The organism is Paenibacillus solanacearum, assembly GCF_910593845.1.
GTDB lineage: Bacteria > Bacillota > Bacilli > Paenibacillales > NBRC-103111 > Paenibacillus_G > Paenibacillus_G solanacearum.
This window is the reverse complement of record NZ_CAJVAS010000034.1, coordinates 24,949-45,604: the sequence shown is the minus strand read 5'-3', so window position 1 is coordinate 45,604 and position 20,656 is coordinate 24,949. Positions and strand designations below refer to the sequence as shown.

Below are 20,656 nucleotides of genomic sequence, written 5' to 3'. Positions count from 1 at the left end.
AGCCTCCATCCCAAGAGAACGCTCAAAAGCATGGCATTACTGCTAAATTCAACACCAAGTCCTGCAACATCATCAGTCTGAGTGAGAAGAATGAATCATTTCGTGGGAACGCATCAAGGCCGCCTATGACACCGACACCTACATTTGGATGCTACCGTATTATTTCAACCGATTAAGCAGCTCCACGGCGAGCTCCACCAGGCGTTCGCCCGTCTCTTCGGGAAAACGATTACGGAACGTCATCCTCGGTTCATAACCGCCCTGACGATGCGCCTCTCGAGTACATATGTAAGCCCGGATGGTTCCGTTGCACATCGTGTCGATCATCGTATAAGCACTAGGAGATTGCTTCTTGACGTCCAATCCGAACTCGACGAATATTTCGCCGGGCAGGCCAACGACCACAAGCTCGCCGATCCGCAATGCCTGAACTTCCACTTCTCTTGAGGCTGTCGGACATTCTTCCATGATCTTCAATATTTCATGCGCGTATGTGGCTTCTCGAACATCGCTCGTCCCCTGTTGAAGAACAATCCCAGCCGCTTCCGCTTCTTCCGCTGTCGGGCTCCGCAGTTCCACGGTAAAAAAACCGCTAACAGCTTTTATAAGGGCTTCGCCGCTGACATCGATTTTTTCCCGGACTTTGACGACCTCCGCTCCCAGGATACGTCCCATCCAGCGATAATGATCGACAGCCTTTTTTCGCTTCCCGGATACGTCGATGTGATTGATGTTGCCGCATGCTCCAAGAAGAAACAGGCTGACCGCTTGATCGCCAAGCGTCCTTTTGACGAACCGGCTGAGCTCGCCCGGATAATCGGCGCAGTATTCGGACCCGCCGACAGTGTCCGTATGACAGGCGTAATTCGTAACGATACCGATTGGATCCCCATCCGCATCGTCGATCCGCATGACCAGTACCTCTGGGTCGATCGGGCCGGCCGCCCGGTCGATGAGCGGATTGCCGATGCCGGGATTCGTGCGGAATGTGCCGTCCTTCATGAAATATCGACGGTTGAATGCGATGTCCGCCTCATGGCCCCGGCCGAAACCGATCCTTGCCTCTTTGCGGGTATGATACGCCAAAATGGCGCTGTCGGCGGCCTTTTGCGCGAGCCATTCCAGATAAGCCGGATTTTCGATACAGCCCAAGCCCGTCGATACGGGACCACCCGTATGGGTATGCGTGGCGGAAACGAAAATGGCCGCCGGTTCGATACGAACCGCATCTCCCACCAGCTTGCGTATCGTTTGCACCGTCTCCCTCGGAACGGAAATCGAGTCGAGGACAATGATGGCGGCAATGCCGGTGTCCTTTTCCACGACCAACGATTTCGCAACTAACGGATCTTTTATGCCGCTCCCCAAACGCGGCCCGAAATATCCGGGGATCTCACTGCCAAGCACCGGAGTGATATCCACTTCGGCCATTCCGCAACGGATCATTGGTTGTCCTCCTCCATTCGATATCGGTCAGAGCTTTGCGATCATCAAATATTGCGTATAAACGGCTTCAAAACCGGCGGCTTCGAGCCATTCGATTACGGCCGGATCAGACATGGACAAGTTGCTGACGCTCCTCTGGCACGCTTCGTCCGAAGGACCAAAAGCTTCCGCAAGCACCGCGCAGAGCAGCTCCTTCCGGTCGGGACGGGACGAATCGGCCGCGCATTGGAATAACGTGACCCCCTGCAGCTCTCCGTTTTCCCCATACGTCTTCCGGACCAGCACATAGGCGCCGATAACGCCTTCCTGGTCGAGGACGACGATGCCTTCGCCGTCCTTCAAATTAAACCAGGCCGAAGTCCAGGCCGTTTCGTGTCGGAAGAACGGCAGCTTGGCGATTTGTTGCAGCTTCGCCCGTACGGTCGAATACGCTTCTGCCGCGTAGGGTTGAACCGACGAAATGCCGTTAAGTGCGCCCATCCGCTTCATGCCGATCAGCTCGTCGCAAACCAGGAACCCTGCGCTTTCGTAAGCTGCCAGGGCGGCGGCATTTTTTTGCACGACTTCCAGCAAGGCGGTTTCCGCCCCGCCTTCTTTCATCGCCGCGACCGCTTCCCGCATCAGAAGCTTTGCCAGTCCCTTTCCCCGATAAGCCGGATGGACGCCAGTACCGCCATTCCAGGCGAGGTTAACGCCGTCAACCTCCTTCACGGCAACGAGCACAAAGCCGGCCGGTTCGCCACCAATGAAAGCGGCGACTGACAATTCCGGACGAATCCATTCGCTTCCCAGCTTGGCTATGAACTTATCCAGCGTTAGCGTCATATCCGAATAGTAACCGGCAAAACCGAGGTTCCATAGCTCAACCGCCTGTCTGAACGTGCAGTCTGCCAATCGCCGGATTTCAACGGATTCCCGTACCGTAGACGGTTTCACTCGCACTCCCCCCATGCTGCAATCTATACTTCAAATCCGGCATCTTCCAGCATCCGTACCAGGTTGGCGTGAGCTTTAGTGATCTGCCTGTCCAGCTCTGCGGCTTCGATGTTCACGCCATAGGCGCCGTTCTCTCCGTCAAGGCGTTCAACGACGACGGGTCCTGTAAATCCGGACGCATGAAGCATACCGAACATCGCAGGGAAATTGATGTCGCCCTCCCCCGGAATCGGGAAATTCGACTCCGCCCGGTCACCGCGATGATCTTTGGCGATAAACGAAATCGTTTGCTCTGCGATGACATGAAAGTCGGAAACCGGCTCAATGCCTTCATAAAATCGCACGTTACCAGGGTCGTAAGATGCCTTTACATACGGGGAGCCGATGGTCCTAAGCGTATCGGCAATGACATTAGCTGCAGCCGTGTTGCCCGTATGCGGCTTGATCGTCACCATCAGCCCCCGTTTCCCTGCTTCCTCTCCGATTTGGCGAAATTTGGCCGCAAACGCTTCGTTGATCGGCTTCATCTCATCGTCGGTGAGCGGCTCATCGGGAAACCTCTTGTAGCTGGTCGTCCCGAGTGACAACAGCTCTTCCACGCCGATCGTGCGGGCAAAGTCCATCCGCCGCCTAGCCAGCTCGATCGGCTGAGTCGGGGCCAGAACGTCGGTGCTGACGAGCGTAACCGGCCGCAAGCCGTTACGATCCAACAGATCGGCGATTCTTTCGGCTTCCCCCTGCGCACCATCGTCGAACGCTCGTTTCCCTTCGTGCGGCAAACCGAACGAAACGTACCGGTAGCCGGCCCGGGCAATACCTTCCAACGCTCGTTCGAACGGATACTTATTATAAATCCAAGTCATGCAGGCGAGCTTAATTCTCGGCTTCATGGTCATTCCCCGCCTCCAGCCCGCGACGCGCCCAGCACGGAATAGTCAACTGCGACTTCGCGCCGTTCCTTCAAGGAACGATAAGCCGCCTCGGATACGGCGATGACCCGCAATCCGTCTTCTAAAGAGATGAGCGGCTGTTTGTTATAGCAGATGCAATCGATGAAATGCCCGTTCAGCCGAACCCACATGTCGTTATCGGAGAACGATGTTTTCCGTTCGGGACCGTTGTCGTCTTTTACCAGCACTTGTCCGTTGTTGTTCACGACGGTCAACTTCTCCGTCGCGACGCCCGTGATGTCGTACTCTACGCGGGTAACCCAAGGCGTGCTGACTTGGCCGATCCCCCCATTTGCAAAACGCAGCGATACAGTGAAGGCGTCGGCGGCGCTACCTGGCGGAAGCATATACGTGCCGCCGTATGCGAATACCGATTCGATTTCGCCGCACATCCACATCAGCAGATCATAGTCGTGCGAGCCGTGGGAAAATATGGGGCCTTTCGCATCAGCCTCGTTGAAGTACCAGCTCGGCGTATCGTAGTAATGGTCTCGGTATTTGTCATACACCTGTTGATTGGGATCCAGAAAATGGGTACGCATCGACCATGCTTGAATCGGCTTGCCGGCGTCGCCGCGCGAAACGGCTTCTTTCATCGCCAGATAGGCGGGAGCGAAGCGCAGCGGGTAACCGACCATCGCCTTAAGCTCCGGCCGTTTCGCCCCGGCCTCCACGATTTTCGCGCCGTCGGCCACCGAGGTGGCGAGCGCTTTTTCGAGGAACAGATGCTTGCCCGATTCAAGCACGGCAATGGACGCGTCCACATGCAAATGATCGGGAGTCGCCACCCACACTGCGTCCAAATCTTGAGCTAGCAGCATATCGTACGAATCGAATACCGTCGCTCCCACTTCGGCGGCCAGCGCCTCCGCTTTCTCACGGGTGCGGTTATGCACCGCTGCGACCTGCACGCCCGGCAAAGCATGCAGCGTACGCGCATGGAGCGAGCCCATCAAACCGCATCCGATAATGCCGACTTTGATCGTCATCGATTATAACCTCCTGTTCGCTTTCCTTTATAGATTGACGGGAACGCCAAGGCTAGCGTACATCGCCCAAATCGTCCGATGCGATTTCAATATTTCGTGGCCGTCGGTTTCCGGCCGCCGCCCGGTCGCGATGCTTTCCAGGAAATGCTCGATTTCGAATAAAACGTTTTGCCCGGGGCGAACCGGATATTCCTTGGGGCGTTCATACAATGTTTCGGTCCCGCTCTTGGAAACGGCTAGCACCTTCCACATGCTGTTGTCCAGCTCGAGCATGCCTTCGGTCATATGGAGTTGGAACTTCGCCGGCGTTTTCTTGTATTTCATTCCCCAGCTGCTGACGAGGTGCGCCAGCGCCCCGCTCTTGAATTCGATGATGCCGTGCGACGTACCTTCCCCTTCCATCCACTCGGTTCCGACCCGCGTCCCGAAGTGGGATACCCGGGCCGGCTCGCCGAGCAAATAAAGCAGAATATCAATGTAATGGCAGCCGTGGCTGAACAATACGCCGCCGCCGAGCTTCTCTTTGCTTGCAAACCACGTTCCCGGTACCGGGTTTAAATACGCCTCAACCCAGCCTTGCGCGCTGACCGGCCTGCCGTATTGGCCGCTATCTACCGCCTCCTTCAGCTTCCGAATCGCCGGCAGGAACCGGACGACGAAGGCAAGCATAAGCGTTACGTTTTTCGCTTCCGCGGCCCGGATGACGTTCATACAGTCTTGTTCGGAGTTCGCGAGCGGCTTCTCGAGCAGCACATGCTTTCCGGCGGCGATCGCCTGCAGCGCTTGGGGCGCATGCAGATGATGCGGCGTGCACAGGCTTACTGCATCAACGTCATCAAGAATGCTGGTCCAATCCGTCGTATAGCTGCACCCTAGCTCTTCAGCAACTTTTGCTGCCCTTTCCTCGTCCAGATCGACGACCCAGCGAAGCTCCGAACGCTCTGCCAGCTTGTAGGCATGTGCGTGTTCCAGCCCCATGTTAAGGCCGACTACCGCCGTACGAATTTTACTCAAGATCATTCCTCTCCTTCCATAAAGTAGAAAACGTTTGCTTTTCTGTAATCATAATGGTGCTCTTTCATAAAATCTTTGGCAAAAACGACGTAAAATTTGCACTTTTGTCAAAGCATTTGCACTTTATTGAAGCAATGCGATATCCGGGATTCAATTGACGTCTACCATTATATAAGCCATTTTTATGTTACAATATGTACAAAATCGTACTGCTCGCAGCGGGTGAAACGGTAAAGTTCGTTACGCAACTTTCGAAAGGGTGAGAAGCGTGAGCAATAGATACCGGCACATCAGGCTGAAGGAACAAATCAGCATCAATAAAATATACTCGTTCCATTACAATGAGCTGAACAAAGATTACGTTTATCTCGGTGAGCAGCATAATTTTTGGGAGTTTTTATACGTGGACAAAGGCGAGGTCGAGATTACGACCGACTTCTCCACGTTCCATTTGAAGCAGGGCGACATGGTATTCTATACGCCGAACGAGTTCCACAGCCTGAGATGCAACCGGAAAACGCCGCCGAATATATTCATCATATCATTCGACTGCCAGTCTTCGGCGATGCGCTTCTTCTCCCATAAAATGCTGCGGCTCGGCAACGACGAGCGCCTGCTGCTCTCGCAGCTTATTGAGGAAGGAAACAAGCTCTTCGTGATGCCGATCGTCGGTCCGCACGCCCATCCGCCCAAAAAACCGAAGCATCCGCTCACCCGGAAGGAAAAGCCAGAATTCGGAGCGGAGCAGATGATTAAAATTTATTTGGAGGCGCTGTTGATCCGGCTCATCCGCAACAATCGGGAACAGACGCCGAAGCCCAAGCTGTCCTCCATAACGAAGGAAAAAGGGGATCGGGAACTTGTCCGCCGGATCGTCGATTATTTGGAAGCCCATATGTCGGATCACCCGCCGCTCGACCGGCTATGTGCCGAATTCGCCCTAAGCAAGACGCAACTGCGCGCCATTTTCCGTGAGCATACGGGCTGCGGTATTACAGAGTACGTCGGGCGGCTGAGGATCGAGCGGGCGAAGCAGCATATTCGCGAGGAAACGAGCAACGTGACGGAAATCGCCGAGCAGCTCGGCTATTCGAGCATCCATTACTTTTCGCGCCAATTCAAAAAAGCGACGGGCATGACTCCTTCGGAATATTTGAAGACGATGAAGGCCCAAATGTAAATCATAATCCCCGAGAAGGCGCGAAAAAGGAACCTTTTAGGTTCCTTTTTCGCCCTCTCGGAGAAGCATTTCTTTTACAAAACAAGTTATTGGGGTGCGAATTCGGGCGGGCCGGGCTTCTCGATCACCCTTATTTCGGTCCTCGATTCTTACCGTCCCGTCGTCTCCCTGCTTCAGCGGCTAATATTCGGCTCGTCAGAAAACCGCCGCTTATCGGGCGTAATACAGCTTCATGCTGATTTCTTTAGCCCCCAAACTGACTGCCTGCACGATGCGGTCCCATAATTTCGGATCCCACCTCGCCTCGGGCATCGAAACGCCGAGTGACGCCGTAATTTTGTGCGGCGCCCCATAAATCGGAGCGGCTGCACAGCGGACGCCATGAACCGATTCGCCCATGCTGTATCCCACGCCCTCGACGCGGATTCGCCCGATCTGCTCCATCAATTCACCGAAGTCGGTAACGGTCGTTTCCGTAAGACGGCCAAGTTGTTTGTCCGGATACAGCGTGTGAATCTCTTCGTCCGTCATTCCGCTCAGCAGCACTTTGCCCATCGCCGTAGCGTGAAGCGGGAGCTGCATGCCGAGGTGGGATACGAAACGAACCGGGTGCGTGCTTTGTTTTTCCGCCACATAGAGCGCCATCTCTCCGTTACGGATCGTCATGAATACCGATTCATTCAGCTCGTCGACCATTTTTAGCGCAACATATTGAAATTCCTCGGCCATATCGGTCCGCCCGGCATATTTGCTGCCGATTTCGAACAGCTTGTACCCGAGACGGAACGTTTTCCCTTGTTTGTCCGTTTCCAAGTATCCGCGGGCAAGCAAGTTTTGCAGCAGCTTGTGCGCGCTGCTTGCGGGGAGGTCGAGCTGCCGCGAAATCTCCGACAAATTAAGCGGCTCGTGCCGGTCGGCAAATAATTCAAAGATGTCGAGCACCCGGTCGGCGGATTTTACGGTAGCGGTTGCGGTTAGCTTCTCTGTTTCTTTCATGCCTGCTCCTTTCCTGCTCGCATTTCTTGCAATAAGCCGTACATTCCTCATTTGTCATCCGAATAATGACTCGGATCACGACAGCTTGATCAGCTGGCCTCCGTCGACAACCATGCACGTGCCGGTCATATAGGACGATTCGTCCGAAGCGAGAAACAAGGCCGCGGATGCGATTTCTTCCGGTTGTCCGACCCGATTCATAGGTACGGTTCGTAAATAATCGGCGATCGCCGGCGGGTTATCGATCAGCGGCTTTGTGAGCCTTGTCTCGATAAAGCCCGGACAAAGCGCGTTGACGCGAATGCCGTGGACCGCAAGCTCCAGCGCCATCGACATGGACAAATTAATCATTCCACCCTTTGTCGTATTGTAGTGTGCCTGACCGGCTTCGGCTTGGATGCCGTTGACGCTCGACATTTGGATGATCGAACCGCCACCGCCTTGACGCACCATTTCACGGGCGGCACGTTGACTGGCAAGAAACGCGCCCTTCAGGTTGATGTTCATGTGACGGTCCCATTGCTCTTCGGCAATGTCCAGGAATGAGGCGATTTCGCAAATACCGGCGTTATTGACCGCGATATCAATGCGGCCCCATCGCCCGACGACGCCGTCGACAAAACGGTCAACCTGTGCTTTGTCGGACACATCGGCCTCGTACGCCAACGCCTCACCGCCGGTTTCCACGATTTGTTTCACCGTCTCGTCAAGCGCCGCTTTCCCTCTGCCGCAAAGGGCGACCTTGGCGCCTTCCCGTGCGAACAGGATCGCGACCGCCTGCCCGATTCCGTGCGAACCTCCGGTAATCATAGCGACTTTACCCGATAGTCTCATCCGATTCGGCCTCCTTCAGCCGGAAAAATACGAGGTCGATCGCCGTTAGCGTCGCTTCGATATGCTCCGGTTCATGTACGGCGGAAATGTACCACAGTCCGTTCGGGCGGACTAGGACGCCTTCATCCAGCATCAGCTCGGCGAATTTCGCGTATTTGGCCGCATCGCGTTTTTGGAACGTATCGAAATGAGTCACTGCGGCTTCGCGAATAAACATCATATGGAATACCGGCCCGATCTGGTTGACGACCCCGGAGATGCCGTGTTTGCCGAACAGATCGCGGATACCGTTCGCTAACCGAATTGCGGTATGCTCCATCTTGCCAAACACGGCACCGCCGTTTTCCGTCAAATGGTCGAGCACTGCCATTCCGGCCGCCATCGCGACACCGTTGCCGTTCAGCGTCCCGAGATGGCTGACCTGCTCCGAATCGATCAGCCCGAGAATGTCCTTACGGCCTCCTACGGCGCTAAGCGCGATGCCGCCGCCAAGAGCCTTGCCGACCGTAACTAAGTCGGGCATAATGCCGAAACGGTCATGAGCGCCTCCCGGACTTAATCGGAAGCCTGTTATGACTTCGTCGAGAATGAATACGATGTTCAGCTCACGGGTTAATTCACGCATTTTCTCAAGATAACCCGGATGGGGCATAATGCATCCCGAATTGCACATGACCGGCTCGGAGATGACGGCTGCAATATCGCCGGCGTGAGCGCGCAGCGTTGATTCCAGCTTTTCCGGATCGTTCCAAGGCAGCAGGATTACGTCCCGCAAGCTCAGCTCGCTCTGCCCTTTCGTGCCGGGAGGCACGTTGTCCACCTCGGCGGACGTCGCTGTCTGCATCATGTCCGGGCTCGGAAACGAAGTAAAGATCGAATCCGACCAGCCATGATAATGGCCGTGGAACCGGACGATTTTGCGTTTGCCGGTGAAAGCGCGGGAAAGCCTCAGCGCCAGCATGACTGCTTCCGTGCCCGATCCGCTGAGCGCGACTTTGTCGGCGCACGGTAATAGTTCCGTCAAACGCCGCGCCAACTCGATTTCCCCGTCGTGCTGCAAGCCGTACGTAATACCTTTGGCCATCGCGCGGCTTACTTTTTCGTTGAAGCCGGCGTGAGCGTGACCCAAGATCAGCGGGCCGTAGGCAAGCAAGTAGTCGATATATTGATTGCCGTCCATATCCTTGACGATGACTCCGGATGCGGATTCGGCGTACAACGGCGTCGGCTTCATCGAGCCGCGGAGTGTGCTTGCCACGCCGCCTGCCAATACTTGTCTCGCCTCCGTCAGCTTGCCGCGGGATTTTTCGTAGGATCTCATTTCGTTCTCCTCTCCTATTGTCCGCTATTCAATCGCGTCGAGCGGGTATATTGGCCGGTTCAGCGCTTCATAACGGAATCGCTGCATATTTGCCGAACAACATCCGGGAATATCGACGTCGATCGCCAGCTTCGCCACGTCTCCGAACGCCGTCTTCCAAGCAAGCGCCGATTTGGCCACAATGATGTGATATTGTTCGGGGTACAGTCCGACGGACCTAACATGGCCCGGGTCCCACGGAGCGACCCGTTTTTCCGTCAATATCAAGGTTACATTGCCGCACTGGACAACCGCGGTCAATCCCATTCTTACGTTCTGGCCGGTCATATATGCGCCGATATGGGTGTAATTGCCGTCAAACAACGTGCGGATCGTCCCCGTTACGGGGACCGGTTCGCCATGCAATCCGTCGGTTTTCCCGCCGACAGCGCAGCGCAGCTCCGCGCCGATGCCAAGCTTGGCCGCGAGCCGAACCGCTTCCGGATCGCAAAGGACCATCAGGCTCGTCTTCGGCGCTTCCAGCAAAAACGGTAGCAGATGCGTCGAATCCGCCGGAGATCCGCCGCCGACGTTGTCGGAGCTTTCTGTCAGGACGATAGGGCCTTCCGCATGCTGCAGCGCAATCGCGACCGCCTCGGCCGGCTCGGCCTGCCGGACCATGAACCGTTCCCTGCGCTCCCAAGCCGCCGCCCGCATCCGCTCCGCACATCGCTCCGCCAATGCCGTGTCGCGGTCCGCTGTCACGACGATCGACATCCCTGCATCCGCGACATCGCTGTACGGAAATCCTCCGGCCACCGAAATGTTCAGCACGCCGGGCTCTTTTTCCAGCGCGAAGGCGAGATCCATCAATTCTTTCATCGCCCCGGAATCCGTTAGCATCGCCTGTGGAGGGACAAGCATTCGCGTATGGACCAGCTTGTGGACGGGCTTGATTTCGCCGTCAAGCTGCCGCTTCAGCAGGCGGACCGCTTCCACCGCGCGATCAAATATATCCACGTGCGGATACGTGTCGTAAGCGACGATCAGATCGGACAAGTCGACCATGGTCGGACTGACGTTGGCGTGCAAATCAAGCGTCACCGCCATCGGGAGGCTGCTGCCGAACTTAGCGCGGAGTCTGCGCAATATTTCCCCTTCTGCGTCACGGTACGAAACCGCGACCATCGCGCCGTGCAAAATGACGACCAACCCATCAATACTGCGATCTACCGAATTCACAAGACCGTCTGCGATCACATCGAACGCCTCATCGGTCACCATGCCGCTCGGCGTCGCTTGAGTGTACAAGCCTAGGCGCAGTTCCAGTCCGAGCTCCTTCGAAGCATCAATGACGCCGCCCATTGATGTTTTGGTACCCGAATAGCGGTCGATAAACGCGTCCTTCCCGACGATCCAGTCGTCCATAAATGCATCCATCCCCGTCATCCCCGGAGCGAACGTGTTCGTCTCGTGGACGACACCTACGACGCCGATTGCCTTCTTCGGTTGATTCGATATCGAATGATCCACAGTCTCACTCTCCTCCCACGCCGCACCAATCGACCATTATTTCCGCATACCAACGGATCAGCTTAGTATAGCTGTCCAAATCCATATGCTCGTCTGCGGCATGGGCGTTCGCCCCGGACGGGCCGAGCACGAGTGCAGGCGTCGGGCTGTATAAGTTGAACATAAAGCCGTCGCAGGCGAATGGCGCTCCTTGCGGAGGCGCAGGTTCCCTTTCGAGCGCGATCGTTCCCGCCCGTTTGACGGAATCGAGGAATCGATCCGTCTGTTCTCCCGCTCCCATCTCACTCCCAGACAAATAGCGAATCAGCGGAGTAAGCTGAGGGCGGCATTTTTCCAAAATCGGGAAGTTTGGCAGCTCGCTTTCGTAAAATTCCTGCAGCATGCCGATAATTTGCCGTTCCGTCATGCCCGGATAGCCTTCGATCCAAAAATTCAGCTTGCCGTCGGCCGGCAGCTTTTCCTGGAGCTCGCGCTTCGTGTCGCCCGATAAGATGGACAGCACGACAACATCGATGCCTCTGTCCGTATGGCTCCACAGCGCATGAGGCTCCACATGTTCATTCAGCCGCCTTTTGAATTTTTGCAGCAGCATGGCAAACGAAACGGTGGCGTCCAATGCGCTGAGAAGCACTTCTCCATTGAATCCGATTCCGCTTTTCCCGGAAAACTCCGCTTTCCAAATGCCTCCTCCCAAATGCCCCGAATACGGCACGAGATTGGTCGGTTCGGGAATGATGGCCATGTCCGGGTTGATCCCCATGAGCCTCCCGGCCAGCGTTCCGTTCGCCCCGCCGTGCTCCTCGTCGACGACGCTTTCGATATACACGGTTCCGTTCAGCGGTATGCCGCATTCGTTCAGGCACCTGACCGCTTCGAGCGCGGCCGCCATGCCGCCCTTCATGTCGTACGAACCGCGTCCGAACAGCTTGCCGTCACGGATCGTTCCATTGAAAGGTCCATCCTGCCAAGGTTCCACGCCTTCATATACCGTATCGGCATGACCGGAGAAAACGAGTGATCTTCCTCCTCTCTTGCTCGGGAACATTCCGTGCACATTCGGACGGTTCGCGTAGTTTCGTCCGCTCATGAACGCAGGATGCTCGCGCAATCCGGGGACGCTGTCCAGCTCGTAGACAGACACGATCGCCCCCATCGACCGAAGCCGGTTGGCAAAAAACAATTGGTAAGCGAATTCATTGCCGTTCGGAGGATGATTGACGCTCGGGATTCTGACCAAATTCGAGGCCAAGGTTGTGGATTCATCCTTGTGCCCTTCGATCCATCCCCTTATCCGTTCGGATATGAGATCCCGGTCCACTATTCGTCTTCTCCTCTGCGCGTCGGCGCATAAGCGATCACGTCGATCTCGATCAAATATTTGCCCAAGCCGCTCTGTACGGTCGTTCTCGTTGGATAGGGCTTATTGAAAAGCGTTTCGTATACTTTGTTGTAAGCCGGAGTATCGCTAAGGCTGCTCAGGTGCGTGTTCACTTTAATGACGTGGTCGAGCGTAAGGCCGGCCGCTTGTAAAATCGTTTCGATATTGCGGACGCTCTGTTTCGTCTGAGCTTCGATCGTGTCCCCAACGAGCTCGCGGGTTTCCGGGTCGACTCCGACTTGTCCGGATACGTATACGAAGTCGCCCGCACGAAGCGCATGGGAAAAAGGAAGCGGGAATTGCGGTGCATGGGGAGCTTTGATTTCGATAGACATGAGTGAACCAATCCCTTCATAAGGATACATGGAATGTATTGCCGAAAAGATTATTGCACTTTCCCTCTCGCATCGACGGGTAACCATTTCTCAAACCGTCCGTTGCGAACGCCGACAAGCCTGTCGTGCAAGTTCGTCACGACGCAGCAATGGTTAGGTACGATTCGAACCTCTTGACCGATCTTGAACGCTTCGTTGTCTGGAACCGATATGATGCCGTGCTCCTCGCTAAGCCTTTCGATTACTGCGCCTTCGTGCCCCAAAAGAATGCCATATCCGGGGTGATATTTATTCATGTCGCTACTGAGCGTCTTCGAGCCCGCGTCGATAATGATCGTTCCCTGACGCGGGCGTCCTACGACGGTCGCCGCAATCGTCATCGCTAATTGATCGAGACCGATCAGTCCCATCTTCCACTGTCCGCCGTCTCCAAAGACGTAAGCTCCCGGACGTATTTCCGTCACGCCGGACCCTGCAATATCCGCGACATATTTCGAGGTCGGCGTCGAACCGACGCTAATCTCCTCGATCGGGATCCCATCCTTCTCGAGCCTATGCTTCGTCATAATCAAGCTTTCCGCTTCCTTCTTCGCAACCTCGCGAATCCCGCTGGCATCGTTATGGCCGTATGCATGCCCGGCATGCGTCATCAGCCCGGCGATGCGTATGTAAGGCAATTGAGCGATTTGTTTAACCAACTCCGCCGTCTCTTCGCCCGGCTCCCGGCCGCACCGGTTAAGTCCGGTGTTCACGTCGACATACAGCGGGATGTCTCGGTTCAAGCTTCTGCCGAGCGAGGATAACTGTCGCGCTACCTCTTCGTCATCCGTGCTCAACGTGACTTTTGCCTTCTCCATCAATCGGCCTAGACGTTCCAGCTTTGACTGTCCAATGACTGGAAACGCTATCAAAATATCGTTAATGCCGCCTTCTGCCATGACTTCTGCTTCCCCGAGCTTGGCGACCGTAATACCGGCCGCTCCGTACCGGAGCTGCTCACTCGCGATCCATACGCTCTTGTGCGTCTTCGTGTGCGGCCGAAGCTTCACCCCGGCGCGAGCCGCCGAAGCTGCCGTTTCCTTCAGGTTGCGGTCCAAAATGTCCAAATCGATCAGGACGGATGGAGATTCCCACTGCTCATTGGAGCTCATTCGATTCACTCCCGGAATGGTTTGAGTGTATCCCGGTTTCTCGTAGGAGCGGAATACGCTTTTCACGATCATAGTATCACAACCATAAATTTCACATCAAGAAATATTTTTCTTGTACAGGAAATTTAAGTAACAATAAACAACTGCCTCAGCAACCGCTTTATGTTACCGATGATTGAGTCAATTGCAGATTGCGCATGATCTTTGGAAGTAAAAATAGTCGCTGTTTCCTTCGTCCATTTTATCCCTTCACAGCCCCCGCCGTTATCTCTTTTCAGTTGACCGAAGACCACGTTGAGTCTTGTTGTGATCGCAACTTTTACGGTAGAGGGCAACGGCATGCCTTCAAGCACCGTCACTTTTTATAGACGCTGGCCCTTTTTGTACAGACGGCAAGCTCTTCGTCAGCGCTATGAGCAGCTGCAGCGACGGGTTTTTATGATTCGACATTATTTTACATGAGTTAGAGGGAGTACCACATTCTGGTGATCCCACGCTTAGCATTCACGGACATAGGCCTGTGGTTGGTTTTTTCTGGGAACTACAAATTGTTACACGTTTTTGGTTACTTCGACAAATGCAATATGCTACTCTATCTCTGGCTTCAAAAAACAAACTGGGAGGATGATAGATGTGAACCATCAAAACAAATCAAAGGCTAAATGGTTGCGCACGATGCTAGCCGTCCTGACACTTGCAGTGGCAGTTCCTGTTTCCACGGCGTTCGCCGACGGACCCGCAGTGGAATCCAGAGCAGTGGATAAAACGGCTGGCACCGCCCCCAACGTCACGATTATTCGCGCTAACGGCGTAACCACGATGGGAGCCGGCGAGTGGGATTACCTCGGTCAGCGCTCGACAGTTTCTTCGCAAAACCCGACCAATTATGTTCACTCTGGCGGCGGCGACTTTAAATTCCAGGTTGTTAGCGGTCCAAGTGGCGGCGCCTGGTATCAGCTGCGGGAATACGATCCGGGCAGCAATGCGGATGAAATCGTGACCGGTTATGAGTATTTCCTGTACCCTGGTGATACGCTGATCTATCGGGGAATCAGCAACTATGTCGACGGCGACAACAAGAAGGCAGAATTTTATGTGTACGAAAGATTCAGCGGATCCGGTTCCGTGAAATATTGGGATTAAATCGGTTTCATCCCAATGCGAATAGAGACAAACAGGGGCGTACCGGTAGCGGTACCCCCTTTTTATGCAAGTCTCAGCACTTCTGGTGGTTACTCTCTCATAAAAACGGGTTTGCAGATCAGACGTCTATACGATGTTTATTGGCAATATAGTCTATTAATTATATTTTGGTCGCCAGTACTCTCTGAAGATTTTTCTCATGGCTTGGTTTTATCCCGAGTCAGCCAACTTTGCCGCGTTGGGCTTGCTGCGCGGGGAGCTGTACCTTGCGATTCATCGTTAGATACAGATTCTGCCCCTTGACCGGCTTGGTCAGCTTCATATCGCCGTCGATCCGGCTCATGCCGTCGATTTGATAGGATTTATAACCGTTAAGCCCCCGCATCTCCTTCTGATACATCAACTCGATGCCGTCGTAGCCGACCTCCTCGGAATCCAAATACTTAAGCGTGGGATCCGATTGATCCGCGATAATTTCCTTACCGTTCCCTCATTCCGTCATTCGATACCCATCCTTTAATTGTCATATATTCAGACGCATTCCTCCGAACTCAATACCAAGTTATTTTTCAAAATTTACGTTTCCGAATTCATGAGACCGATGAATTCTCGGATCGGCTGTCGTCTATATAAACGAAGGCATAAATGAACACAAACTAATTTGACGAAGAGGTGTTTTGAAAATGACATTAAGGTCCGCATTCACGAGTTTCAATCTGCCTGTAAAAAACGTAGAACAATCGAAAGCGTTCTTCACCGGACTCGGATTCGAGCTCAATCCGCAATTCCCCGATAACGAGAATTCGGTGGCCATCGTGATCGGCGACAACCTGCAGGTCATGCTGATCAGTCAAGCATTCTTTAATACGCTCACGGAGAAGGAATCCGTCGATACGAGCAAGTATGCGCAGATGACGATCGCATTGGCCTTCGAGAGCCGGGAAAAGGTCGATGAAATCGTGAATACCGCGGTCTCCTTGGGCGGGAAATTACACGCTGAACCTGAAGATCATGGGTTCATGTATCATTGGGGCTTCGTGGACTTGGACGGCCATCTGTGGGCCATTAACTACATGAACATAGATGCGGCACAAGGTTAAGTCTAACGGAGAGCACGCTCGTACGAGGGTTCAAAAAGAAAGACGCCGGGCATCTTCCCCGGCGTCTTCTTCGCGATGATTAGTTTTGTTCGGTATAGGCTTTGAAATTGTCTATGATCGCTTGCCAGCCTGCTTGCTGGAACTCGACGGGATTGGAGCTTTCCGCGTCGAACGTTTCAATGACCTTCGTCTCATTCCCTTGATCGACGAAAGCAATATCCACTCTTCTTCCGTCCTCCATGGTGTAGCCGATCGCTTCATGCCGATTGACGACATCGTAGACGCCGCCAAAATCAAAACCCATGCTGCCATCCTTCGCTTCCATCCGTGTCAGAAACTGGCCGCCGACCCGCAGATCGTTTTCGGCTCTCGGCGCATGCCAATCCTCGGACGCTTGATTCCACTTCGTGATGTGATCCGGCTCGGTCCAACAGCGCCATACCTTCTCGACAGGGGCTTGAATGACGGTTTGCACGGTTACTTTCGTCGGTTGACTCGTTTCCAATTTAAATAGACACCTCTCTCATGATATTCGTCGGTTTGGTTATTCTCAATAATATAGACGTAAGCCAATGACGAAATTCATCGGTCAATTCGCTCAGGCAGCCCAAATCGCGAAAATAATGGCGTATGAATGAAGTTTTGAACGTGCAGGATTTGATTTTCTTTGGTCTCGATGACGTGGATGCCCCAGGGTACCAGGCCAGATCCCTCTTTGCCCGGCATATACTGGGCCAACGCCGGATAACCGCCATTCACCGTAATGGGCACAAATCGCGAACCTTCGCAATGCCAGCGAGTAAGCGAATAGAAGGCGGACAAAGCTTCCTTGCCGCGGATCCACATCTCGAAGGGCGGCATCGACATGCAGCCTTCCTCGTGGAACAACGCGACGAGCGCAGCAATATCGAATTGCTCGAAGGCCTCCACATACCGGGACAGCAGCTGCTGCTCCGGTTGAACGTCCATGCTGCTGAGCTCATCCGAGCGAAGCTGCGCCCGGTCCATCGTCTCTCGGGCTCTTTGCAAGGCGCTGTTCACCGCTGCCGGCGACATCGCCAACGTTTCCGCGATCTGCTTGGAGGACCATTCAAATACATCCTTCAAAATGAGTACCGCGCGCTGCCGCGGAGGCAAGGTCTGCAGGAGAGCGATGAAGCACAGTTGAAGGGTATCTCTGCGGACGAGCCGATCCTCCGGATTGCCCCCAAAGTCGGGAGACGGCCAGATCCAGGCAGAATCCGGCAGCGTGTCGCGCGGTTCGACGATGGCGACGGCCGGATCGAACAGGTCAACGGGAAGTGCGCGGCGTTTGGATTGTCTCAGCTTGTCCAAGCACAGGTTGGAGGCAATCCGATAGACCCAAGTTTTGAACGAGGAATCCTGTCTGAATGTGCTCCAGCTCTGCCAGACACGAATACTCGTCTCCTGAACGGCATCATCCGCATCGTCCATGGAGCCTAGCATTCGGTAACAGAACGAGGTTAAGCCCGGCTTCAAGCTTGAAAATAATGGTTCGTCAAATGCGGTTTCGTTCATCTCGGTCTCCCTTAACGATCTCCCCGAAGGGTGGTACCTTCATTATATGCAATGAAGCGGACAGCCTCAATACAATAAATAAGCAGGATTATAGGTTCATTTATCATGGGCCTTCGAGGACTTGGACGGCCATATGTGGGCGATCAGATTTCTTCGTTCTTCAGTCTTCTGGATTCTCCCACTCCTCATCAAGTTCAAACTTCGCATCTGTCCCTCGAAAGTAGGCAGTACCTGGGGGTGAATCCAAGAATGGGATTGTTTCGGGATCGTAGTTACATATCGTATTTACCTGGTAAACGTTGTGATTATTAGGGTTATCCATGTATTCCTGATCTTCATCCCCAGCCATAAACTGCCATCCACTATCGGGCCGCCCATTTTGATAAGGCTCTTCCCTATACATGAACTCGACCTTACAGCCATCAACCGTTATTCGGTCCGTTGCAATGCAGCCCTCTTGGCAATCGAACCCTTTTCATATGCCGGCTGTGTTGAGTCAGCCACTACGTTAGTAATATGCGAAAATCAATCGGCAGCATAGGGTCATCAGAAGCGGCTACTCGTTGAAGCTCTTTTAACCAATTCATTGATTTTTCATCCAAATTTGACACATCGTTTGCTTGATGAAAATAAATATACAGCAATACTCTTTGTCGAATGACAAGATCGACGTAACTTCGTAATTTGTTGTTTGTTTGAGGCTTTTCAAAATTTCTCATAGATACACTTAGTGGCGTGAACAAATCCATACTTCGTAATTATTGCCTAACTCGGTTTGGATTAAAATGTTAACATAATTATTGTTATGTTAACATTTTAATTATTCCTTAGGAAAAGTAAAATATAGCGTTGTTGCTCGGATGCGGTCTATCTCTCCGCATACTGTCAAACAATAAGGTGATTCCATTGCCCATCTCGACTCCGAAAAACGGTCCGATCCTCGGAAGACCCTTTGTGTTGCTGATCCCTGCCCAATAGATTACTATGCTGCTTCCGGAGCAATCAGCAAGCTGCCGCTGCAGATCGCCAAGTTTTGGCGGCATTTAGCCGGAGAACGGCATAAACTAAAAGCTGCCCATGCCGTATCTCTTTCTACGGCGGGAGCAGCTTTTTTGATGGATATGAATAACTTATTTGATCAGTCCGTGAGGGTCGATGACGAATTTCCTCGCCGCCCCTTTATCAAACTCTTGGTAAGCTCTTGGCGCATCATCCAGGGAAATCACGGTGGCGTTCACCGCTTTTGCGATTTGGGCTTTTCCGCTCAGAATCGACATCATAAGCTCCCGGTGGTATTGCATGACAGGCGTTTGTCCCGTTACGAACGTATGAGACTTGGCCCAACCGAGGCCGAAACGGATTTTAAGCGTACCCACTTTCGCATCGTTATCAATCGCTCCGGGATCACCCGTTACATAAAGTCCGGGAATGCCGAGTCGTCCGCCGGCTCGGGTTACTTCCATAATGGAGTTCAGTACGGTCGCAGGTGCTTCCGTATGTCCGTGCCCATGGCCGTGCGCTTCGAATCCAACGCAGTCAATGGCACTGTCCACTTCGGGCACGCCGAGTATTTGCTCGATCTGCTCTCCGAGGTTCGCATGATCGCTAAGGTTAACGGTCTCGCAGCCGAAGCTTCTTGCCTGCGCAAGCCGCTCGCCGTTCAAGTCCCCGACAATGACTACCGCCGCTCCAAGCAATTGGGCGGAATGAGCGGCCGCCAAACCGACTGGGCCGGCCCCCGCTACATAAACGGTAGATCCCGGGCGGACACCTGCACTTACAGCTCCATGGTATCCGGTCGGGAAAATATCGGACAGCATCGTAAGATCTCTTATTTTCTCCATTGCCTGCTCTTTGTCCGGGAACTTTAACAGCTGGAAATCGGCGTATGGCACCATCACATATTCCGATTGTCCGCCGACCCAGCCGCCCATGTCGACATAACCGTATGCCGATCCCGGCCGGTCCGGGTTCACATTGAGGCAAACATTCGTATTCCGTTCTTTACAGCTCCGGCATCTTCCGCAAGCAATGTTGAAAGGGACGGATACGAGGTCGCCTTTCTTTATAAATTCCACATCCCTGCCCACTTCGATAACCTCACCGGTAATTTCATGTCCTAACACTAATCCGCTCGGCGCAGTTGTCCTTCCTCTTACCATATGCTGGTCGCTTCCGCAAATGTTCGTAGAAACGACTTTAAGAATGACGCCGTGCTCGCATTTTCTGCCGACATTTCTCGGATTTACACCCGGACCATCCCTCAAAACCAAACCCGGAAAATCAATATCGGATACTTCCACTTTGCCTGGTCCAGTATAAACTACCGCTCTATTTCCTGCCATGAGTTTATCCTCCTATTCACTGACAATAGAGTATTTTTCCATGAGAGCAGATCATGCTGTATAGAACCGTACGGACATAAATCGAAACTGTTCGGGCCTCACCTCCTTACATTCTTTTCAACTGAACCGGTACCTTTACCGTGACCCCACATAATTCAATCCCGCACTCTTTTAAGTAGGAGGCAACTTTCCTCCGTTACGTTTATACATCTTTAGCCCGCCTTCGGCCTCATGCTTCCTCTCACCCCGTTCTCCTGACCGGGTTGCGGTTCCATACCGGTGATCCTATGTGGGATGCCGCTAAGCGTGGTGCTTCCCACAGAACCACCATTCTTCCAAAATAACGTTTCCATATATTCCTTATATATAATTTTAACAGGTAAGCGCTATCACAACAATTTGAATTATGCACCCCGCCGCCAGCACCACGATATACTGCAGACGTCGTCGCCGTTCGCCTGATCGCCTGTACCATGTGCAGTCAGTC

20 protein-coding genes are annotated in these 20,656 nt (G+C 53.6%); 3 read left to right on the top strand and 17 right to left on the bottom strand.

The window, feature by feature from the left end; genetic code table 11:
* Positions 1–159 precede the first annotated feature (159 nt).
* From KXG62_RS25580 to KXG62_RS25560, 5 genes are read right to left on the bottom strand one after another with little or no spacing between them, the layout of a single operon-like run.
* Positions 160–1,446, bottom strand: a complete 1,287-nt coding sequence (locus KXG62_RS25580; protein ID WP_218094866.1) for a hypothetical protein — start codon at positions 1,444–1,446, stop codon at positions 160–162.
* Positions 1,447–1,473: 27 nt separating this feature from the next.
* On the bottom strand, positions 1,474–2,382 hold the full coding sequence (locus KXG62_RS25575; RefSeq protein WP_218094865.1) for a GNAT family N-acetyltransferase: 909 nt from the start codon (positions 2,380–2,382) through the stop codon (positions 1,474–1,476).
* Between the two features lie 23 nt (positions 2,383–2,405).
* Positions 2,406–3,272, bottom strand: coding sequence for a sugar phosphate isomerase/epimerase family protein (locus KXG62_RS25570; protein WP_218094864.1), 867 nt, complete (start codon positions 3,270–3,272; stop codon positions 2,406–2,408).
* 2 nt (positions 3,273–3,274) lie between these two features.
* Positions 3,275–4,321, bottom strand: coding sequence for a Gfo/Idh/MocA family protein (locus tag KXG62_RS25565; protein WP_218094863.1), 1,047 nt, complete (start codon positions 4,319–4,321; stop codon positions 3,275–3,277).
* Between the two features lie 27 nt (positions 4,322–4,348).
* On the bottom strand, positions 4,349–5,335 hold the full coding sequence (locus tag KXG62_RS25560; RefSeq protein WP_218094862.1) for a Gfo/Idh/MocA family protein: 987 nt from the start codon (positions 5,333–5,335) through the stop codon (positions 4,349–4,351).
* Positions 5,336–5,603: 268 nt separating this feature from the next.
* On the opposite strand from KXG62_RS25560, the gene KXG62_RS25555 reads away from it, so the two are divergent.
* On the top strand, positions 5,604–6,515 hold the full coding sequence (locus KXG62_RS25555) for an AraC family transcriptional regulator (RefSeq protein ID WP_218094861.1): 912 nt from the start codon (positions 5,604–5,606) through the stop codon (positions 6,513–6,515).
* Positions 6,516–6,725: 210 nt separating this feature from the next.
* Here KXG62_RS25555 and KXG62_RS25550 read toward each other — a convergent pair whose 3' ends face one another.
* The 7 genes from KXG62_RS25550 to KXG62_RS25520 all read right to left on the bottom strand — a co-directional run bounded on the left by KXG62_RS25550 (position 6,726) and on the right by KXG62_RS25520 (position 14,042).
* Positions 6,726–7,511: an IclR family transcriptional regulator gene (locus KXG62_RS25550; protein WP_218094860.1), complete on the bottom strand. Its 786-nt coding sequence runs from the start codon at positions 7,509–7,511 to the stop codon at positions 6,726–6,728.
* 75 nt (positions 7,512–7,586) lie between these two features.
* A complete protein-coding gene (locus KXG62_RS25545) occupies positions 7,587–8,345 on the bottom strand; it encodes an SDR family NAD(P)-dependent oxidoreductase (protein WP_218094859.1) in 759 nt (252 codons plus the stop codon).
* Entirely contained in the window at positions 8,329–9,666 is a 1,338-nt protein-coding gene (locus tag KXG62_RS25540) for an aspartate aminotransferase family protein (RefSeq protein WP_218094858.1), read from the bottom strand. Before KXG62_RS25540 ends, KXG62_RS25545 begins: the two co-directional genes overlap by 17 nt.
* A 24-nt stretch (positions 9,667–9,690) precedes the next feature.
* The gene (locus KXG62_RS25535) at positions 9,691–11,178 is read right to left on the bottom strand and encodes a M81 family metallopeptidase (RefSeq protein WP_246627639.1); all 1,488 of its coding nucleotides are present in this window, start codon (positions 11,176–11,178) and stop codon (positions 9,691–9,693) included.
* 4 nt (positions 11,179–11,182) lie between these two features.
* Positions 11,183–12,496 carry a M20 family metallopeptidase gene (locus KXG62_RS25530; protein WP_218094857.1) on the bottom strand — a complete coding sequence of 438 codons (1,314 nt, stop codon included), beginning with the start codon at positions 12,494–12,496 and terminating at the stop codon, positions 11,183–11,185.
* The gene (locus KXG62_RS25525) at positions 12,496–12,891 is read right to left on the bottom strand and encodes a RidA family protein (RefSeq protein ID WP_218094856.1); all 396 of its coding nucleotides are present in this window, start codon (positions 12,889–12,891) and stop codon (positions 12,496–12,498) included. Before KXG62_RS25525 ends, KXG62_RS25530 begins: the two co-directional genes overlap by 1 nt.
* Before the next feature lie 50 nt (positions 12,892–12,941).
* On the bottom strand, positions 12,942–14,042 hold the full coding sequence (locus tag KXG62_RS25520; protein ID WP_218094855.1) for an alanine racemase: 1,101 nt from the start codon (positions 14,040–14,042) through the stop codon (positions 12,942–12,944).
* Between the two features lie 633 nt (positions 14,043–14,675).
* Here KXG62_RS25520 and KXG62_RS25515 point away from each other — a divergent pair.
* Complete coding sequence (locus KXG62_RS25515; RefSeq protein ID WP_218094854.1) at positions 14,676–15,185, top strand: hypothetical protein; 510 nt, start codon at positions 14,676–14,678, stop codon at positions 15,183–15,185.
* A 220-nt stretch (positions 15,186–15,405) separates the two neighbouring features.
* Here the strand turns inward: KXG62_RS25515 and KXG62_RS25510 are convergent, their stop codons facing one another.
* On the bottom strand, positions 15,406–15,624 hold the full coding sequence (locus KXG62_RS25510; protein WP_218094853.1) for a hypothetical protein: 219 nt from the start codon (positions 15,622–15,624) through the stop codon (positions 15,406–15,408).
* Between the two features lie 244 nt (positions 15,625–15,868).
* Between KXG62_RS25510 and KXG62_RS25505 the strand changes: the two genes are divergently transcribed.
* The gene (locus KXG62_RS25505) at positions 15,869–16,285 is read left to right on the top strand and encodes a VOC family protein (RefSeq protein WP_218094852.1); all 417 of its coding nucleotides are present in this window, start codon (positions 15,869–15,871) and stop codon (positions 16,283–16,285) included.
* Between the two features lie 79 nt (positions 16,286–16,364).
* Here KXG62_RS25505 and KXG62_RS25500 read toward each other — a convergent pair whose 3' ends face one another.
* From KXG62_RS25500 to fdhA, 4 genes are all read right to left on the bottom strand, one after another.
* Positions 16,365–16,790 (bottom strand): SRPBCC family protein, encoded by a 426-nt coding sequence (locus KXG62_RS25500; RefSeq protein ID WP_218094851.1) that lies wholly within the window; start codon positions 16,788–16,790, stop codon positions 16,365–16,367.
* 77 nt (positions 16,791–16,867) lie between these two features.
* Positions 16,868–17,824, bottom strand: coding sequence for a sigma-70 family RNA polymerase sigma factor (locus KXG62_RS25495; RefSeq protein ID WP_218094850.1), 957 nt, complete (start codon positions 17,822–17,824; stop codon positions 16,868–16,870).
* A 160-nt stretch (positions 17,825–17,984) separates the two neighbouring features.
* On the bottom strand, positions 17,985–18,272 hold the full coding sequence (locus tag KXG62_RS34715) for a DUF2185 domain-containing protein (RefSeq protein ID WP_218094887.1): 288 nt from the start codon (positions 18,270–18,272) through the stop codon (positions 17,985–17,987).
* 682 nt (positions 18,273–18,954) lie between these two features.
* Positions 18,955–20,169 carry a formaldehyde dehydrogenase, glutathione-independent gene (gene fdhA, locus KXG62_RS25485; RefSeq protein ID WP_218094849.1) on the bottom strand — a complete coding sequence of 405 codons (1,215 nt, stop codon included), beginning with the start codon at positions 20,167–20,169 and terminating at the stop codon, positions 18,955–18,957.
* Positions 20,170–20,656 lie beyond the last annotated feature (487 nt).

Excerpts from the sequence above, each read along its gene's own strand:
- KXG62_RS25580 (WP_218094866.1), bottom strand. The coding sequence starts at position 1,446 with ATGATCCGTTGCGGAATGGCCGAAGTGGATATCACTCCGGTGCTTGGC.
- KXG62_RS25570 (WP_218094864.1), bottom strand. The coding sequence starts at position 3,272 with ATGAAGCCGAGAATTAAGCTCGCCTGCATGACTTGGATTTATAATAAG.
- KXG62_RS25565 (WP_218094863.1), bottom strand. The coding sequence starts at position 4,321 with ATGACGATCAAAGTCGGCATTATCGGATGCGGTTTGATGGGCTCGCTC.
- KXG62_RS25550 (WP_218094860.1), bottom strand. The coding sequence starts at position 7,511 with ATGAAAGAAACAGAGAAGCTAACCGCAACCGCTACCGTAAAATCCGCC.
- KXG62_RS25545 (WP_218094859.1), bottom strand. The coding sequence starts at position 8,345 with ATGAGACTATCGGGTAAAGTCGCTATGATTACCGGAGGTTCGCACGGA.
- KXG62_RS25540 (WP_218094858.1), bottom strand. The coding sequence starts at position 9,666 with ATGAGATCCTACGAAAAATCCCGCGGCAAGCTGACGGAGGCGAGACAA.
- KXG62_RS25525 (WP_218094856.1), bottom strand. The coding sequence starts at position 12,891 with ATGTCTATCGAAATCAAAGCTCCCCATGCACCGCAATTCCCGCTTCCT.
- KXG62_RS25520 (WP_218094855.1), bottom strand. The coding sequence starts at position 14,042 with ATGAGCTCCAATGAGCAGTGGGAATCTCCATCCGTCCTGATCGATTTG.
- KXG62_RS25505 (WP_218094852.1), top strand. The coding sequence starts at position 15,869 with ATGACATTAAGGTCCGCATTCACGAGTTTCAATCTGCCTGTAAAAAAC.
- KXG62_RS25495 (WP_218094850.1), bottom strand. The coding sequence starts at position 17,824 with ATGAACGAAACCGCATTTGACGAACCATTATTTTCAAGCTTGAAGCCG.
- fdhA (WP_218094849.1), bottom strand. The coding sequence starts at position 20,169 with ATGGCAGGAAATAGAGCGGTAGTTTATACTGGACCAGGCAAAGTGGAA.